Here is a 16257-nt window from a genome sequence, read left to right as displayed (position 1 = left end):
GCGCCCCATGAGCGAACTGACCCTCGTCGCCCTGCGTCTGGGCCTCGTCCTGGCGCTGTGGATCTTCGTGGTGGTCGTGGTGCTCGTGCTGCGCAACGACCTCTTCGGCACCACTGTCGTCACCCGCTCCAGCCGCGACCCGCGCCGCGAGCAGCGACCGGCCTCCGGCCCGATCGGCGGCGCCGCCTCCGAGGCGGGCGCCGATCCGGCCTCGCTGCGCACCGATCCGGAGATCACCCAGGCCGCGATGGTCGTCACCGCCGGGCCGCTGCGCGGCACCTCGCTGACCCTCGGCTCGACCCCGATCCTCATCGGCCGGGCACCCGAGTGCACGCTCGTGCTCGACGACGACTACGCCTCCAACCGACACGCCCGCGTCTTCCAGCGCGAGGACGAGTGGATGGTGGAGGATCTCGGCTCGACCAACGGCACCCTGGTCTCCGGGCGGCGCATCGAGGGCGCGGTGCCCTTCCGACCCGGGGCGCAGGTGCGGATCGGCCGCACCGAGATCGAGCTGAGACGAGGTCCGCGATGAGCATCGCCCTGCGCTACGCCGCCCGTTCCGACGTGGGCCTGGTCCGCTCGAACAACCAGGACTCCGCCTACGCGGGCAGCCACCTGCTGGTGGTCGCCGACGGCATGGGCGGCCACGCCGGCGGCGACGTCGCCTCCTCGGTCGCGATCGGACGCCTGGCCTCCCTGGACTCCGAGACCCCGGCCTCCGACATCGTCGCGACCCTCGAGGAGAGCGTGCTCGAGGCGAACCAGGAGATCCTGCGCCGCGCACGCGACGAACCGCAGCTGCGGGGCCTGGGCACCACGATCACCGCGCTGCTGCGCGCCGAGAGCAAGTTCGCCCTCGCCCACATCGGCGACTCCCGCGCCTACCTCCTGCGCGACGGGGAGACCGTCCAGATCACGAAGGACCACACCTTCGTCCAGCGCCTGCTGGACGAGGGCCGACTCACGGAGGAAGAGGCCGAGCGGCATCCGCAGCGCTCGGTGCTCATGCGCGTGCTCGGCGACGTCGACGCGGATCCCGAGCTGGACCTCTCGCTGCGCGCGGCCCATCCGGGCGACCGCTGGCTGCTGTGCTCCGACGGCCTCTCCGGACTGGTCTCCCTCGACACGATCGACGCGACCCTGAAGGACATCGAGGACCCCGGCGAGTGCGCCGACGCGCTCGTGCAGCTCGCCCTGAAGGGCGGCGGCCCCGACAACATCACCTGCATCGTCGCCGACGTCGTGGACCTCGACGCCCTCCCCCGCGGGGTCGAGGCGCCGTCCACGACCCCGCAGATCGTCGGCTCCGCGGCGCGGAACCGACACCGGCCCACCGCCGCCTCCGGCCCCGCCGCGAAGGCCGCCGCGCTCACCCGCGAGGAGCCGGAGATCCCCTACGAGGACGAGGACTTCTCCGAGGAGGAGCCGCCGCGGCGCAGCCCCTGGCCCGCCGTCGTCGTGCTGGCGCTGCTGGTCGCGCTGCTCGGCGGGCTGCTGTGGGGCGGCTACGCCTGGTCCCAGCGGCAGTACTACGTCGGCACCGACGGCACCCGGGTGGTGCTCTACCAGGGCCTCGCCCAGGATCTCGGCCACGTCTCCCTGTCCGAGCCGCTCGAGGTCACCGACATCGAGATCGAGGACCTCCCCGAGATCACGCGCCAGCAGGTCGAGAGCACGATCAGCGCCTCGGACCGCGAGGGCGCCGACCAGATCATCGACCGTCTCGAGCAGGCGGCGGCCGCGAACCGGCCGCCCACGGCCGTCTCCCCCTCCGACGGGGGCGGCGCCTCCGACGTCGGCGGCGCCGAGGAGGGGGCCGCGGACGGCATGGCGCCCCTGCCGACGGCCGGCTCCCCCGACGAGGGCGGGGCGACGTAGTGGCCACCATCGTCTCCTACACCGCACGGCCGCGCCGCCTGATCCAGGCCCTGCTGCTGCTCCTCGCGGTGGCGGTGGGCGTGGGGGCCTATGCCCTGGTGGGGCTGGGCCGCTTCGACGAGCTGCCCGCGAACCTGCTCCAGGTCGGGATCGGCGCGCTGGTGCTCGTCGCCGTGCTCCAGATCGCCGTGATGTGGCGCGCCCCCTACGCCGATCCCGTGATCCTGCCGATCGTGGTGCTGCTGAACCTCCTGGGCGTGACGATGATCGAGTCCGTCCACGCCGCCAACGAGATCTACGGGCTGCGCAGCTCCGCGAGCGCGGACCGCCAGATGCTGTGGGCCGTGATCGGGGTGGTGCTGTGCGTGGCGCTGCTGGTGCTGCTGCGCGACCACCGATGGCTGCGCCGCTACACCTGGATCAGCGCCGTGGCGGGCGGCGTGCTGCTGCTCCTCCCGCTGGTGCCCGTGATCGGCTCGGCCCGCAACGGCTCGAAGATCTGGATCTCCGTGGCGGGCTTCAGCTTCCAGCCCGCGGAGCTCGCGAAGATCGCCTTCGCGGTCTTCTTCGCCGGCTATCTCGTCGCCCGGCGCGACACCCTGGCACTGGCGGGCCCGAAGGTGCTGGGCATCCATCTGCCGCGCTGGTCGGACTTCGGCCCGATCCTGGTGGCCTGGGGCTTCGCGATGGCGGTGCTCGTCTTCGAGACGGACCTGGGGACGTCGCTGATGTTCTTCGGCCTGTTCGTGGTGATGCTCTACGTCGCCACCGACCGACTGAGCTGGCTCGTGATCGGGGCGGTGATGTTCCTGCCGCCGGCGGTCTTCGCCGCGACCCAGATGAGCCATGTCCGCACCCGCATCACCTGCTGGCTGGACCCGCTCTCGGGCGAGAACTACTCCTCCTGCGAGCAGATCAGCCAGGGCCTGTTCGGGCTCGCCAACGGCGGTCTGGTCGGCACCGGCCTCGGGGAGGGACGGCCCGACATGGTGCCGCACGCCGAGTCCGACTTCATCTTCTCCTCCTTCGCGGAGGAGATGGGCATGGTCGGCGCCTTCGCGCTGCTGCTGCTGTACCTGGTGCTGGTCCAGCGCGCCATCCGCGCGGCCGTCGGCATCTCCGACGGCTTCGGCACCCTGCTCGCCGGGGGGCTCGGCTTCGTGATGGCGCTGCAGGTGTTCGTCGTCGTCGGCGGCGTGACCCGGGTGATCCCGCTGACGGGCCTGACCCTCCCCTTCCTCGCCGCGGGCGGCAGCTCGCTGGTGTGCAACTGGATCATCGCGGGGATCCTGGTGCGCCTGTCCGACGCGGCCCGGCGCCCCGCCGCCCGCCAGGTCGAGGGGACCCTGCCCGGCTCCCCCGCCCGCACCGGCCAGGAGGCGATCGCGTGAACAAGCCCCTTCGCCACGTGTGGCTGGTGGTCGGCGTGCTCTTCGTGCTGCTGTTCACCTCCACCACCTACTTCCAGGTCGTCGCCCAGGGCCGGCTCGCCGCCCACGGGCAGAACCAGCGGACCCTCCAGAGCGAGTACGGCCGCCATCGCGGACCGATCGTGGTGGACGGGCACGCGATCGCGACCTCGCAGGAGTCCGAGGACACCTACGGCTACCTGCGCACCTACGACCCCGGCGCGATGTACGCCCCGATCACCGGCTACTACTCGGTGGTCTACGGCTTCACCGGCATCGAGCGCTCGCTGAACGACACCCTCTCGGGCGAGGCGGACTCGCTGTTCTACCACCGCCTGGCCGATGTCGTCTCGGGCCGCGAGAACCAGGGCGCGAGCGTCGAGCTCACCCTCGACTCCGCCGCCCAGCAGGCGGCCTGGGACGCGCTGGACGGCCGGCGCGGCGCCGTGGTGGCGCTGGACCCGGAGACCGGCGCGATCCTCGCGATGGTCTCCGCGCCGAGCTTCGACCCCAACGAGCTCGCCTCCCACGACACCGGCGCGGTCTCGGCCGCCTGGTCCTCGCTGAACGAGGACCCCGAGCGGCCGCTGACCAACCGTGCGATCGGCGGGGACCTCTACCCGCCCGGCTCGGCCTTCAAGCTCGTCACGGCCTCCGCGGCGCTCGAGACCGGCGACTACACCGCCGAGTCGGTGATCCCCGGACCCGGGAAGTACGAGCTGCCGAACTCCTCGTCGACGATGAACAACTTCTCCGCGGGCCGCCAGGAGCCGTGCGGCCCGGACGACGAGTCCACGCTCGCCGAGGCGCTGCGCCAGTCGTGCAACACCTCCTTCGGCATGCTCGGCGTCGAGATCGGACAGGACCAGCTGCGCAGCACCGCCGAGGAGTTCGGCTTCGGCCAGGACCTCTCGATCCCGATGGGTGTGACGCCCTCCCGGATCGGCGAGGACCTCGACGACGCACAGCTGGCGACCACCTCGATCGGGCAGTACGAGACCCGGGTGACGCCGCTGCAGATGGCGATGGTCGGCGGGGCGTTCGCGAACGACGGCGTGGTCATGCAGCCGCAGCTCGTCCAGGCCGTGCGCACGGCCGACCTCTCCACCGTCTCCGAGCTGACCCCGAAGGAGGTCGGCCAGCCGCTGTCCGCCGCGAACGCCGCGCAGATGCGGCAGATGATGGTGGGCGTGGTCGAGGACGGCACCGGATCGGCGGCGGCGATCGACGGCGTCGAGGTGGGCGGCAAGACCGGCACCGCCGAGTGGGGCGAGGACCGCTCCCCCATTCCTGGTACGTCGGGTACGGACAGACGGACGAGCAGAAGATCGCGGTCGCGGTCGTGGTCGAGGAGGGCGGATACGGGTCGCGCACCGCGGCGCCGATCGCCCGTGACGTGATGGAGGCGGTGATCCAGCGATGAGGACCGAACCGGGGCTCGTGCTCGAAGGACGGTACGAGCTCACCTCGCTCATCGCCACGGGCGGAATGGGTCAGGTCTGGAAGGGCCGCGACCAGGAGCTCGAGCGCGATGTCGCGATCAAGGTGCTGCGCGAGGAGTACGCCGGCGACGAGGGCTTCCTCAAGCGCTTCCGGGCCGAGGCGAGGCACACGGCCGCCCTCTCCCACGAGGGCATCGCCGCGCTGTACGACTACGGCGAGCTCGACGGGCGCGCCTACATCGTGATGGAGCTGTGCCCCGGCCGTCCCCTCTCGGAGATCATCGAGGAGAACCCCGGCGGACTGCCCGAGAAGCGCGTGGTCCAGCTGATGATCGAGCTCGCCCGGGCGCTGGACGCCGCCCATTCCAAGGGCGTCGTGCACCGCGACGTGAAGCCCGAGAACGTGCTGGTCGACGAGAAGGACGGGTGGTCCATGAAGATCACCGACTTCGGGATCGCACGCAGCAAGGACCAGGCGCGGCTGACGAAGACGGGCCTGGTCATGGGCACCGCCCAGTACCTCTCCCCCGAGCAGGCGATGGGCAAGCAGGCCACCTCCCTCTCGGACATCTACGCCCTGGGCATCGTCGCCTACGAGATGCTCGTGGGCAGCCGCCCCTTCACCGGCTCCAGCCAGGTGGAGATCGCGATGGCGCAGGTCAAGCAGCAGCCGCCGGAGCTCCCGGAGGCGATCGGCGCGGACCTGCGGCGACTGGTGATGATGATGCTGGCCAAGGCGCCCGCGAACCGTCCCCGCTCCGCGGCGGCGGTCGCGCGGATCCTCGAGGCGATCCAGCGCGGGGTCGAGCCCCGCTTCACGACCGGGGCGATCCCGGTGACGCGGGTCGAGGACCACGACTGGACGGGCGAGAACCGGGTGCGGCCCGCCGGCTCCGGGACCGGGGAGCAGGCGCCGCGCCCCGGCGCCTCCCCCACGGGCACGCGCACCGCGGCGATGCCGCTGCCGCTGTCGGGCCGGTCCCGCGGCATCCGGCATCGCTCGGGGGCTCGGGTCCCTCGGCGCTGTCGGCGGCGTCGGCGGGCTCGGCCCCGCGGCGCGGTTCGGCCCGCTCGGCCCCGTCGGCGAGCTCGGCCCGCTCCGCGGCCTCGCCCGCCCCGGCCCCGCGCGGCGACGGCGCCCGCTCCCCGCTGCATGCGGCCTCGGCGGCGGGCGCCGCCGACGGCGCCGAGCGCGCCTTCTCGGGCGGCGCCTACGCCGACGTGGACACCGCGGCGTCCTCGCGCACGGTGCGCGGGACGAGCACGGGGCGGCGGGTCGGCGGGATGTCGGTGCCGGGCCTGGTGCTGCTGATCCTGGTGGTCGTCGCGATCGCGGTCGCCGTCGCGGGCGGCCTGGGGCTGCTGCCCCTCGGCGCGATCGACGCCGCGGCGCCGACGGGCCTGGGCACGGCGCCTGGCGAGGCGACGTCAGCTACTACGATGGTCGGATCGATCGGTGTCGGCCACGGCACGAGGACGGGTGTGGAGTGAGCGGAGAGACGGTGATCCTGGGTGGTCGATACCGCCTGGGAAGGATCCTCGGGACCGGGGGCATGGCGGAGGTGTTCCTCGCGGAGGACACGCGCCTGCACCGCACGGTCGCGGTGAAGGTGCTGCGCTCCGACCTGGCCCGGGATGCGAACTTCCAGGAGCGCTTCCGGCGTGAGGCGCACAGCGCCGCGTCCCTGAACCATCCCTCGATCGTCGCCGTGTACGACACCGGCGAGGAGCAGCAGACCACGATCACCGGCTCCGAGGTGACGATCCCGTACATCGTGATGGAGTACGTCGAGGGTCGCACCCTGCGCGAGTACATCGACCCCGAGCACCCGATGGACGTCATCCAGGCCGGGGAGATCATGGCCGCGCTGCTCAGCGCGCTGGAGTACTCCCACCGCGCCGGGATCGTGCACCGCGACATCAAGCCCGGCAACATCATGATCAACTCCGCGGGCGCCGTGAAGGTGATGGACTTCGGGATCGCCCGCGCGGTCGCCGACGCGACCAGCGCCATGACCGCGACCCAGGCCGTGATGGGCACGGCCCAGTACCTCTCCCCGAGCAGGCGCGCGGCCAGCTGGTCGATGCGCGCTCGGACATCTACTCCGCCGCCTGCGTCATGTTCGAGATGCTGACCGGGCGCCCGCCCTTCACCGGCGACACCCCGGTCTCGATCGCCTACCAGCACGTGCGGGAGGAGCCGCAGCCGCCCTCGGCCTTCAACCCGGCCGTCACCCCCGCGATGGATGCGGTGATCCTCACGGGACTGGCCAAGGACCGCGAGCAGCGCTACCCCAGCGCCGTCGCCTTCTCCCGCGACATCGCCGCCGTCGTCGCCGGGCGGGCCCCGGCGCTGGTCGCCGGCGCCCTGCCGGGGGCCGACGACCCCGAGGCCACGACCGTGCTCAGCCCGCTGGACGAGGCGACCGAGGCGCTGCCGGCGACGGCCGGTGCCCTGGGCGCGGGCGCGGCGGGCGCCGCCGCGATGCGTCCCCAGGACTGGCGCACCGGCTCCGCGCCCTCCCCCGCGACCGGGCCCCTCGCCCCGCGCTCGGGGGACGAGGTGGAGCCGGAGCAGAAGCGCAAGCGGCCGTGGTGGCTGATCATCCTCGTGACCCTCGTGGCCCTGGGACTGATCGCCGCGGCGCTCGCCTACTTCCGGCCGTGGGACCGGGGGCCGGAGACGATCGCGGTCCCGAACGTGGTGGGGCAGACGGAGGACCAGGCGCGCAGCGCGCTCACCGAGGCCGGACTCGACCCGACCTTCAAGCAGACGCCTTCCCAGGACGTCGACAAGGGCGAGGTCATGGAGACGGACCCTCCCGCCGGCCAGGAGGTCGAGGTGGGCAGCGCCATCACGGTCACGGTCTCCGGCGGCCCGGACGCGGTGACGGTGCCCGAAGACCTGCTGGAGATGACCCGCGAGGAGGCCCAGGCCGCGCTCGAGGCCGTCGGACTCACCATGACCGAGGGCGAGGCGGAGGACGTGCCGCAGGAGGCGGGGACGGTGGCGAGCACCTCTCCCCAGGGTGGGCAGTCGGTGGACCGGGGCTCCGCGGTCGAGGTGCGCTTCGCCTCCGGCAACGTGGAGGTCCCGAACGTCGAGGGCGTCCAGTTCGACAAGGCCAAGGAGACCCTCGAGGCGCGCGGCTTCGAGGTCCCGGACCCCGCGGAGCGCGAGGAGGCGGACGAGGACCCGGGCACCGTGCTCTCGCAGACGCCCTCGGCCGGCGGCAGCCCCGCCCGCTACGGCTCCACCGTCGACCTCGTGATCGCGGTCGCGCCCGGTCCCGTGGCGGTCCCGAACGTCGCCGGGCAGACCCTCGAGAACGCGCAGAAGACCCTGTCCGACGCCGGGTTCACGGGTACCACCCCGACCTCGGAGTTCTCGGACTCGGTACCCGAGGGGCAGGTCATCCGCACCGACCCCGCGGCGAACGAGCAGGTGGACCGCGGCACCACGATCACGATCGTCGTCTCCAAGGGCCCGGAGCCGACGCCGACACCCACCCCGACCGAGGAGCCGACCGAGACCGAGGAGCCGAGCCCGACCGAGGAGCCGAGCGACAGCCCCTCGCCGACCACGGACCCGCCGGAGGACGAGGCCGACGACGCCGCGCAGGGCGACGGCAACAACGGACGCGGCGCGGGCGCCGGGAACGGGAACGGCAACGGCAACGCGAACGGGAACGGGAACGGGAACGGCGATGGCTGAGCAGTCCGCAGCACGGATCCTCGTGATCGACAACTACGACAGCTTCGTCTACACGATCGTCGGCTACCTCCAGCAGATGGGCGCGGAGACGACGGTGGTCCGCAACGACGAGGTGCCCGCCGACGGTACGGGCGCGGTCGACCTCACCGGGTTCGACGGGGTGCTGGTCTCCCCCGGCCCCGGCAACCCGTCCACCGCCGGTCGCTCCCTGGACGTGATCGGCCGCTGCGCCGAGCAGCGGGTGCCGATGCTCGGGGTGTGCCTCGGGCACCAGGCGCTGGGCCAGCACTTCGGAGCGCGCGTGGACCACGCCCCGCAGCTGATGCACGGCCGCACCAGCGAGCTCACGCACGAGGGCAGGAGCGTCTTCGCCGGCGCCCCCTCCCCCATGACCGCGACCCGCTACCACTCCCTCACCGTGGTGCCGGAGACGATCCCGGCGGAGCTCGAGGTCACCGCCCGCACCGCCGACGGGATGGTGATGGGCCTGGTCCACCGGGAGCTTCCCCTGCACGGGGTGCAGTTCCATCCGGAGTCGGTGCTCACCGAGAACGGCCACCTGATGCTCGCGCGCTTCCTCGAGCTGTGTGACGGTCGCGACGCCCTCGAGCGCTCGGAGGGGCTGAAGCCCTTGATGACCGCGGGCTGAGGCCCGCCGCTCAGGAGCCGGCGGCCGCCGCCCCCACGACTCCGTCGTTGAAGGGCATGTGCGGCGCGATCGCGGGGAACACCCAGCCGAACAGGGCCACGACGATCGCGGCGAGCACCAGGACGGTCAGCAGGATCCGCATCCAGAGCGGTCCGGGCAGGTGACGGAACAGCCAGGCGTACATCAGCCCTCCTCGGCGGGGTCGGGGGCGGTCGCGAGCGCCTCGGGGATCCCGTCGGACCGGTCCGTCCAGTACGAGAACTCGGCGTGGACGATGTAGCGCTCCCGCGCGGAGTACATCGGATGGCAGGCGGTCAGGGTGAGCATCCGCTCGGTGGGCTCCACCCCGCTCTCGCCGGGCGTCGGGGCGATGACCCAGGCGTCCTCCGGCATCACCACGAGCGACTCGGTGACCTCGTAGACGTAGAACGCCTCGTCGGTCTCCACCACGATCGGGTCACCCTCCTCGAGGCCGGCGATGTCCTCGAGGACGCGGCCGTAGGTGTTGCGGTGGCCGGCGACGGAGAAGTTCCCGACCTGGCCGGGCAGCGCGGTCTGCGGGTAGTGGCCGGCTCCCTTGACGTTGAGGACCTGCTCGAGGTCCACGCCCTCGGCGAGCGGGAAGCGGTCGCGGTCGAAGGCAGGCACGTGCATGGTGCCGAAGACCATGGTGTCCTCGGGCGTGGTGGGGACGGGCGGCGGTCCGTCCTGGCGCGGGGCGATCCGCTCCTTGTCCACGGCGCCCCATTCCTGCTCGAGCCCGTCGAGGATCCCGGCCTGCTCGCGGTCGGCCATCACGTCGGTCCACCACAGCTGCCACACCAGGAACAGGCCCAGCAGCACCCCGGCGGTCAGCAGCAGCTCGCCGAGGACCCCGAGCACACCCGGCCCGCGGGGGCGGCCGCGGTGGGATCGTGCGACTCCTCGCCCCCGCTCGGTGCGGCCCGTGCTCACCGGCTCACCGCGGCGTCGACGGCGAGGGGGCCGACATAGGCGGGCAGGGTGGTGTCCTGGAGCGTCTCGACCTTCTCGCCGAGGCCGACGTGATCGACCCATTCGCGGTAGAGCTGCACGTTCTGGGAGGAGTCGAGCGCCTCGGTCATCTCCTCGACGGGGCCGATCACGGTGATGACGAAGGGCGGGGAGTAGACGCGGCCCTCGAGCAGCAGGGTGTTGCCGGCGCAGCGGAAGGCGCTGCCGTTGACCACGCGCTGGTCCTGCAGCATCATCGCCTCCGCGCCGCCGGCCCACAGGGCGTTGATGAACGACTCGAGGTCCTGCTGGTGGACGACGAGGTCGTCGGGCTCGGTGCCCGGGATCGCGCCGAGCGCGCTCGAGGGCGCATCGGTCAGGGTGATCCGCAGCCCGGGCCCGGAGACCTCGCTGAGGCCGACGGCGTCCTCGACCACGGCGGTGCGCTCGGCGGTCGCCGCGCCCGCGCCCTGGCCGCGCAGCTCCTCGATCTCGGCGCGCTTGTCGGCGTTGTCCTCGGTGAGCTCCTCGATGGTGCGGCCGCGGTCGGCGAGGACGCCGGCGACGTCGCTGCTCTCGTCGCGGATCGAGCCGCCTGCGGCGAGGCGGGAGGTGGTCGCGAAGAGCACGCCGCACAGCACCATCACCAGCGCCACCCCGACGCGCCCCCGGGCACCGCCGCGACGGCGCCCGGACGGGGTGTCCTGTGCTTCCATCGTCACTCCTCGCTTCGCGCGCGTCCCGGACGCCCATTACCCTAGGCCACGGTCCGCACCCGCGGATCCGCGCGGCACGGTCGCGCGACGGCCGCGTCGAGGGAGCATCGTTCCATGGCCAGGAGCAGGAAGAAGTCGTCCGCCCGGGCGACGTCGAGCGCGAAGGCCGCGAGCACGGACCCGAAGGACGTGACGCCGGACGCCGAGGACCCGACCGCGGAGGCCGAGGACGCCGCGACGGACCTCGAGGACACGATGGCGGACGCGGAGGACGCGACCGCGGAGGCCGAGGACTCGAAGCCCGCCGGGGGCTCCGCGAAGGACCCCGTGCGCCGCAGGGGCGCCGCGGGCAAGGACCCCGTCGGTCGCGGCGCGACGAAGGGCGCGTCCGGGAAGAAGAAGGGCGAGAGCGAGACCGGCAGGCCCGCCGGCGGCGAGGTTCCCGAGAAGGCGAAGGACTCCACGCGTGCCACCTCGGTGCGCCGGGCCGCCGCGGCCGAGACCTCCCGCACCACCGGACGGCGCGTCGCGGCCGCCGGGCAGAACCCGCGGTGGCTCGCCCCCGCCGCCGTGGTCTTCCTGATCCTGGGTCTCGCCTACCTGGTCACCTACTACATCACCGCCGGGCAGCTGCCCCTGCCGATCGGCGACTGGAACCTCGCCGTCGGCTTCGGCGTGCTGATGGTCGGCGGCGGCATGCTCATGTTCTGGAAGTAGCCGATTGCTCTGGAAGTAGCCGGTCGCCCCGGCTCCGATAAATCGGAGCCGTGCGACCGGACCGCACGCGATGGGAGTTCTCCCCACCGCGCGCTCTCGCCTGCGCAGGTACCCTGAACGGGAAGCGCGTCACACCCGGTGGCGCCACGCACCTCGGTGCGCGACCCGACGGGGGAACCGTGACCAGCATCTCCAGACGGCGCAGACTCCTCGCGCTCCTCCTCGTTCCCTTCATGATGGTCCTCGCGGGCTGCGGGAAGTTCGACGCGACCTTCGACATCAAGGACGCCGAGACCATCGACGTGGCGATGGACATCGGCCTGGACACCTCCCTCATCGGGTCCGAGTACTCCTCCGCCGAGGACATGTGCGCCGCGATGGAGGGCGAGGAGTCGGGCGTGGCCGGCGAGATCGCCCCGACCGTCGAGCCGTACGAGGCCGACGGCATGTACGGCTGCAAGATCACCGGCGTGGTCGACAATGAGGAGTTCGGCAACGGGCTGGACCTCGTCGAGGAGGACGGCGAGTACCACTTCACCCTCGATCCGGCCCAGGCCGGGCTGAGCGACCTCACCGACCCGACCCTGGCGGACTACGGCTTCGAGTTCTCGATGACCTTCATCTTCCCCGGCGAGATCATCGAGTCCTCCGGCGGCCAGATCGACGGCAGCACCGTCGTCTTCACGGATGCGTCCGAGATCGCGAACGGGATCGACATCCGCGCCGAGGCGAACAGCTTCCCCTGGGTCATCGTGATCATCGCCGTCGTCGTGATCGGCTTCCTCCTCCTGCTCGCCGCCGCCGTGGCCGTCTTCTTCGTGCTCCGCTCGCGGAAGAACAAGGCCGGCGCCTCCTCGGGCGTGCCCGGCGGCTACGGCGCCGGTGCGTCCGTCGGCGCCGCGTCCGGAGCGTCTCCGGCCGCTCCGCCGAGCGCGCAGTGGGACCAGAACTCGCCGCCGCCCGCGCCTCAGGGCGGTCAGGGCGTGCAGAGCGGCCAGGGCGGCCAGCAGTGGGGTCAGGCCTCGCCCCCGCCCGCCCCTCAGTCCGGTCAGCAGTGGGGGCAGGGCTCCCCGCCCGCGGCCCCGCAGAGCGATCAGCAGTGGGGCGCCCCGCAGCAGGGCGGCCAGGGCTCTCCGCAAGGCCAGCAGCAGCCTCCGTGGGCTCATCCCGACAGCGGCCAGAACCCCGGCGGGCCGCAGGGTCCCGGCTCCCCGCAGCCTCCTCAGCAGTCGGGCTGGTGACCGCTGCGGGCCGTGACCCCGCTCCTGTGAGCAGGCTCATGGCCCGCCGATTGGCGCCGGCCGCGAGGGCCCGCTAGAGTAGTCCAGGTCAGCGCAGCTGGCGAGCGCCCGTAGCTTAACGGATAGAGCATCTGACTACGGATCAGAAGGTTGGGGGTTCGAATCCCTCCGGGCGCGCAGAAGGAAAGGCCCCTCATCAGCGAGAACATCGCGATGAGGGGCCTTTCGCATGTCCGCGTGCGGTCACCTCGCCGCCGTGCCCCGGTGATCCCTCGGGGCGCGGCGGCTCGGCTCAGGACCCGGCGACGAGCGCCTCGCGCACGCTGCTCCAGGAGCGCATGATCTCGCGGGCCTGCTCGTCGGCCTCCGCGGCGATCGCCTCGACGCGCGCCTGCTCGAGCAGCTCGTCGATCTCGACCCGCTCCCCGCGCTCGACGGCGGTGACGGCCGCCTCGACCATGGCGAAGCTGAGCACGTTCTCGTGGATCTCGCACATCGGGGTGCGGCCCTCGCGCAGCGCGGAGACGCACTCGACCAGCGAGGCGGCGATCTGGTCGGGCTCGGGCGCGGTCTCGGCGTCGATCGCGGCCTGCAGGCGCGCGGTCTCCTCCTCGTCCTCGGTGCCGACGACCGGGGCGCCGGTGCCGTCCCAGGTGGCGGAGCCGTGCTGGGCACCGATCCGCCATTCGCTGTTCCACCAGGTCGGCAGGCCGCGGGCGTTCCAGGTGCCGTGGTAGACGAACAGGGACCCGTCGGACATCTCGAAGGTCGCGCTGACGGTCGCGTCGTGGTGGTAGACGCTCCACTCGGGGCGCGTCCCGCGGGCGGTGACCGCGACCGGGTCCGCGTCCAGGATGTAGCGCGCGGTGTCGAAGGCGTGGATGCCCATGTCCCGCAGCAGCGGGTGGTCCTGGGTACGGCGGAACCCGTCCATCTCCGTGAACAGGGAGAAGAACGCGCTGGTCATCACCGTCGGCCCGTGGGCGGCGACGAAGCTGCGCAGCTGGCGCACCTGGCGGAAGAAGCGCCGGGACTGGGAGACCATGAACGGCACGCCGGTGAGCTCGGCGTGCGCGAGCAGGCTGATCGCCTCGGGCAGCGTCTCGGTGACGGGCTTCTCGCCGAGCACCGGGATCCCCGCGTGCAGCGCCTTCACGGTGACGGGATGATGGGCGACCGGCACGGTCGGGTTCACGATCAGGTCAGCGCCGAGCTCGAGGGCGAGGTCGACCCCGTCGGCGCCGACGGCGACCGCCGCCGGATCGGCCGCGCCGGACTGGTCGATCACGCGCTGCGGCGCGCCCTCGACCAGGTCGGCGACGCCGACGAGCTCCGCGACCCCGCTCGCGACGATCTCCCGGGCCCACCAGCTGCCCATCGATCCGGCACCGACGACGACCACGCGTGCGGGACGCTCCGCGGGCAGGCGGGGGAAGCCGGTCAGGGAGGCCGACGGCGTCGGGGCGGCGGAGGTGTCGGTGAGCGTCCTGGTCTCAGATGACACGCGTGACTCCGTCCGCGTCGTCCCCGCGGAACCAGTCGCGCGGGGCGTTGGCGATCTTCACCGGTGCGGCCTCGCGCTCCTCGGGCCGGGCCCAGACCACGGCGTTGGCGAGGACGCGCTGGATCTCCGCCTGGCGGTAGACGGGGTACTCCTGGTCGCCGGGGCTGAAGTAGAAGACCTTGCCCTTGCCGCGGCGGAACACGGCGCCGGAGCGGAACACCTCGCCGCCGGCGAAGGAGGAGACGAAGACGAGCTCGTCGGGGGCGGGGATGTCGAACATCTCCCCGTACATCTCCTGCTCGGGGACGACGATCGGGTGCGGGACGCCGCGGGCGATCGGGTGGGAGCCGTTGACGGTCCAGACCCGCTCCTCCTCGCCCTCGTTGCGCCACAGCAGGTTGCAGGTGGTGCCCATGAGCTTCTTGAAGGGCTTGGAGTAGTGGGCGGAGTGCAGCGGGATCAGCCCCATGCCCTCGTGGACGCGGCGCACCACGCGCTCGGCGATCTCCTCGGGCACGTCCTCGTGCGCCATGTGGCCCCACCAGGTGAGCACGTCGGTCTCGGCGAGCGCCTCCTCGGAGAGGGACTCCTCGATGTCGTCGAGCAGGGCGATGCGCACCTCGGCCTCGACGCCGTCGGCCGCGAGGACGGTCCGCAGGGCCTCCGCGATCACGGTGTGCATGCCCTCGGGATAGATCTGCTGGACCTTCGGGTCGACCTTCTCGTGCCGGTTCTCGCCGAAGACGGCGATGCGCAGTGCCATGAATTCCCTCGTCCTGTCGCTGGTGGTTCGCGGGCCGCCGCTCCTCGGGCGACCCGGTCCATCGTAGGGGCGCACGGCCCCCGTCACCTCGGCGGACCCGCCGGGAGGCTGCTTCCCGGATCGGAACAGCCTCTCGAGGCAACCGTGACCCGCCTGTGACCCATTCCTCACGAGTAACTGAATATGGTCGACGTCAGGCTCCTTCAACGGCGAGGGAGCCTGCTCGCTCCGCTGCGGCGGAGGCCGGCCTCAGCGGTCGGGCGCGGCCTCGAGCAGGATGCCCCGCTCGCGCAGCTGCGCGGTGAGCAGCTCAGCCGTCTCGGCATGGCGCCTGCTCGCCCGCGCCCATCCGGCCACACCGCCCAGCGCGCGGCCGACGGTCGCACCCCAGAGATGACGGATCCGCGTCCCGCCCGGGACCTCGGCCAGCTCGAGCCGGGCCCGGAGGTGGAAGCGGCTCCCGGCCAGGGCGCCGAGCAGCACCGTGCGGCGCAGGCTCCCGGTCTCCACCTCCAGGCGCGCGGGCGTGGTCTCGTGGACGCGCCAGCCCTGGGCGGTGAAGAACTCGGCGAGCAGCGCCCGGGTCTCCTCGAGGTCCCCGCGCACGATCAGGCGCACCCCGCCGCCGCGGTCCGCGCTCAGCATGGCGCGCCCGCTGCGGCGGTGCGGTGCGGGCCGAGCGCGCGCAGCTGGGCGTTGCCCAGGTGCGGCACCTCGCGATGGTCGTGCGGGTCGCGGCCCGCGGCGAGCGCGAGCGCGATCTGCAGCACGTCCCCGTGGGCGACGAGCACCACGGGCGCGTCGGCGGCGAGCGCGTCGGCCGCCCGGAGCGCCGCGAGCACGCGCGCGGCGACCTCGGCGACGGGCTCGACCCCGTCGTCGTGCGCCCGACGGGCGCGGTCCCGCGCCCAGATGCTCTCGTAGGCGGTCGCGGGGCCCTCGTCGTGCGCGCCGAAGCAGCGCTCGCGCAGGCGCTCGTCGACCCGCGGCGCCCCGGCACCGAGACCGGCGGCGAACTCCTCGGCGGTCTGGCGGGCGCGGGCGAAGTCGCTCGTGACCACGACCGTGCCCGGCCCGAGGCCCTGCGCGGCCGCGTCCGTCGCCGCGGCGCGCGCCTGCTCCCTGCCGCGTGCGGTCAGCCCCACCGTCTCGAGCGCCCGCGGGCCGGGGACGGACACGATCTGCCCCTCGACGTTCGCGGTCGACTCCCCGTGCCGCAGCACGAGGACCGGATGCGCGGCCTGCATC

17 protein-coding genes, 1 tRNA gene and 1 pseudogene are annotated in these 16257 nt (G+C 72.9%); 12 read left to right on the top strand and 7 right to left on the bottom strand.

Annotated elements, in window-relative coordinates; genetic code table 11:
* Window positions 1–7 precede the first annotated feature (7 nt).
* From RBL05_RS12595 to RBL05_RS12555, 9 genes and pseudogenes are all read left to right on the top strand, one after another.
* Complete coding sequence (locus RBL05_RS12595; RefSeq protein WP_062947335.1) at window positions 8–535, top strand: FHA domain-containing protein; 528 nt, start codon at window positions 8–10, stop codon at window positions 533–535.
* The gene (locus RBL05_RS12590) at window positions 532–1881 is read left to right on the top strand and encodes a Stp1/IreP family PP2C-type Ser/Thr phosphatase (protein ID WP_308739171.1); all 1350 of its coding nucleotides are present in this window, start codon (window positions 532–534) and stop codon (window positions 1879–1881) included. Before RBL05_RS12595 ends, RBL05_RS12590 begins: the two co-directional genes overlap by 4 nt.
* Window positions 1881–3272: an FtsW/RodA/SpoVE family cell cycle protein gene (locus tag RBL05_RS12585; RefSeq protein ID WP_308739172.1), complete on the top strand. Its 1392-nt coding sequence runs from the start codon at window positions 1881–1883 to the stop codon at window positions 3270–3272. The genes RBL05_RS12590 and RBL05_RS12585 overlap by 1 nt, the downstream gene beginning before the upstream one ends.
* Before the next feature lie 161 nt (window positions 3273–3433).
* Window positions 3434–4713 (top strand): annotated as a pseudogene (locus RBL05_RS12580) (peptidoglycan D,D-transpeptidase FtsI family protein).
* Entirely contained in the window at window positions 4710–6044 is a 1335-nt protein-coding gene (locus RBL05_RS12575; RefSeq protein ID WP_318603671.1) for a serine/threonine-protein kinase, read from the top strand. The pseudogene RBL05_RS12580 and the gene RBL05_RS12575 overlap by 4 nt, the downstream one beginning before the upstream one ends.
* Complete coding sequence (locus tag RBL05_RS12570; RefSeq protein ID WP_318603670.1) at window positions 6017–6223, top strand: hypothetical protein; 207 nt, start codon at window positions 6017–6019, stop codon at window positions 6221–6223. Before RBL05_RS12575 ends, RBL05_RS12570 begins: the two co-directional genes overlap by 28 nt.
* Complete coding sequence (locus RBL05_RS12565; protein WP_318603669.1) at window positions 6220–6867, top strand: protein kinase domain-containing protein; 648 nt, start codon at window positions 6220–6222, stop codon at window positions 6865–6867. Before RBL05_RS12570 ends, RBL05_RS12565 begins: the two co-directional genes overlap by 4 nt.
* Window positions 6852–8447 (top strand): Stk1 family PASTA domain-containing Ser/Thr kinase, encoded by a 1596-nt coding sequence (locus tag RBL05_RS12560; RefSeq protein WP_318603668.1) that lies wholly within the window; start codon window positions 6852–6854, stop codon window positions 8445–8447. Before RBL05_RS12565 ends, RBL05_RS12560 begins: the two co-directional genes overlap by 16 nt.
* Complete coding sequence (locus RBL05_RS12555) at window positions 8440–9096, top strand: anthranilate synthase component II (RefSeq protein ID WP_308739176.1); 657 nt, start codon at window positions 8440–8442, stop codon at window positions 9094–9096. The genes RBL05_RS12560 and RBL05_RS12555 overlap by 8 nt, the downstream gene beginning before the upstream one ends.
* 10 nt (window positions 9097–9106) lie before the next feature.
* Here RBL05_RS12555 and RBL05_RS12550 read toward each other — a convergent pair whose 3' ends face one another.
* From RBL05_RS12550 to RBL05_RS12540, 3 genes are all read right to left on the bottom strand, one after another.
* Window positions 9107–9280: a hypothetical protein gene (locus RBL05_RS12550; RefSeq protein WP_308739177.1), complete on the bottom strand. Its 174-nt coding sequence runs from the start codon at window positions 9278–9280 to the stop codon at window positions 9107–9109.
* On the bottom strand, window positions 9280–9978 hold the full coding sequence (locus RBL05_RS12545) for a class E sortase (RefSeq protein ID WP_412523793.1): 699 nt from the start codon (window positions 9976–9978) through the stop codon (window positions 9280–9282). The genes RBL05_RS12550 and RBL05_RS12545 overlap by 1 nt, the downstream gene beginning before the upstream one ends.
* A gap of 68 nt (window positions 9979–10046) precedes the next feature.
* A complete protein-coding gene (locus tag RBL05_RS12540; protein WP_308739179.1) occupies window positions 10047–10784 on the bottom strand; it encodes a DUF881 domain-containing protein in 738 nt (245 codons plus the stop codon).
* 114 nt (window positions 10785–10898) lie between these two features.
* Here RBL05_RS12540 and RBL05_RS12535 point away from each other — a divergent pair, with 114 nt between their 5' ends.
* The 3 genes from RBL05_RS12535 (at window position 10899) to RBL05_RS12525 (ending at window position 12919) form a co-directional block, all read left to right on the top strand.
* Window positions 10899–11501: a cell division protein CrgA gene (locus RBL05_RS12535; protein WP_308739180.1), complete on the top strand. Its 603-nt coding sequence runs from the start codon at window positions 10899–10901 to the stop codon at window positions 11499–11501.
* Window positions 11502–11680: 179 nt separating this feature from the next.
* On the top strand, window positions 11681–12742 hold the full coding sequence (locus RBL05_RS12530) for an LppM family (lipo)protein (RefSeq protein ID WP_308739181.1): 1062 nt from the start codon (window positions 11681–11683) through the stop codon (window positions 12740–12742).
* 104 nt (window positions 12743–12846) lie between these two features.
* Window positions 12847–12919: transfer RNA gene (locus RBL05_RS12525), tRNA-Arg, on the top strand.
* Window positions 12920–13034: 115 nt separating this feature from the next.
* On the opposite strand, the gene RBL05_RS12520 is transcribed toward RBL05_RS12525, so the two are convergent.
* The 4 genes from RBL05_RS12520 to RBL05_RS12505 all read right to left on the bottom strand — a co-directional run bounded on the left by RBL05_RS12520 (window position 13035) and on the right by RBL05_RS12505 (window position 16256).
* Window positions 13035–14246 carry a Gfo/Idh/MocA family protein gene (locus tag RBL05_RS12520; RefSeq protein WP_308739182.1) on the bottom strand — a complete coding sequence of 404 codons (1212 nt, stop codon included), beginning with the start codon at window positions 14244–14246 and terminating at the stop codon, window positions 13035–13037.
* A complete protein-coding gene (locus RBL05_RS12515; RefSeq protein ID WP_308739183.1) occupies window positions 14236–15009 on the bottom strand; it encodes a ThuA domain-containing protein in 774 nt (257 codons plus the stop codon). The genes RBL05_RS12520 and RBL05_RS12515 overlap by 11 nt, the downstream gene beginning before the upstream one ends.
* Window positions 15010–15258: 249 nt before the next feature.
* Window positions 15259–15654 (bottom strand): hypothetical protein, encoded by a 396-nt coding sequence (locus RBL05_RS12510; RefSeq protein ID WP_263311998.1) that lies wholly within the window; start codon window positions 15652–15654, stop codon window positions 15259–15261.
* The gene (locus RBL05_RS12505) at window positions 15648–16256 is read right to left on the bottom strand and encodes a histidine phosphatase family protein (RefSeq protein ID WP_308739184.1); all 609 of its coding nucleotides are present in this window, start codon (window positions 16254–16256) and stop codon (window positions 15648–15650) included. Before RBL05_RS12505 ends, RBL05_RS12510 begins: the two co-directional genes overlap by 7 nt.
* Window position 16257 lies beyond the last annotated feature (1 nt).

Origin of the sequence: Brachybacterium sp. GU-2 (genome assembly GCF_030866705.2) — a bacterium.
Classification (GTDB): domain Bacteria; phylum Actinomycetota; class Actinomycetes; order Actinomycetales; family Dermabacteraceae; genus Brachybacterium; species Brachybacterium conglomeratum.
The sequence above is the reverse complement of the archived record's forward strand: the minus strand, read 5'-3'. Positions and strand labels throughout refer to the sequence as shown.